Genomic DNA, 551 nt, shown 5'->3' with positions numbered 1-551 from the left:
AACTTCCGTGACCGCTTCGCGAACTTGCCAATCCGAGTCGAGGTGCTTTCTCGCTTTAAATCAGCCAAAGAGCAAAAAGTGATTTTGCAAGATGTTGCGGATGGCAAAGTTGATATCGTCGTCGGTACGCACAAATTACTCTCCAGCGACATCAAATTCAAAGATTTGGGTTTGTTGATCGTCGACGAAGAGCATCGCTTCGGTGTTCGTCAAAAAGAGAAAGTCAAAGCGATGCGCGCCGATGTGGACATTCTTACCCTAACGGCAACGCCGATTCCTCGTACGCTGAACATGGCAATGAGTGGTATGCGTGATTTGTCGATCATCGCCACACCACCAGCACGCCGTTTAGCTATCAAGACATTTGTTCGTGAACGTGAAGAGTCCGTGGTGCGAGAAGCCGTACTGCGTGAAATCATGCGTGGTGGTCAGGTTTACTTCCTACACAATCAGGTAGAAACCATTGAAAAAACGGCAGAAGATTTACAAAAACTCATTCCAGAAGCCCGTATTACCGTGGCACACGGTCAAATGCGTGAACGCGAACTAGA

The 551-nt window shown here is 47.9% G+C and carries 1 protein-coding gene; it reads left to right on the top strand.

Features of this window, described 5'->3' with window-relative positions; all coding sequences use genetic code 11:
* Window positions 1-551: DEAD/DEAH box helicase (locus R7Q46_RS29440; RefSeq protein ID WP_318078622.1), on the top strand; the 551-nt coding region annotated here is incomplete at both ends.

The organism is Vibrio sp. 811, from assembly GCF_033339195.1.
Note: the sequence above shows the minus strand (reverse complement) of the source record. Positions and strands in the feature narration are given on the sequence as shown.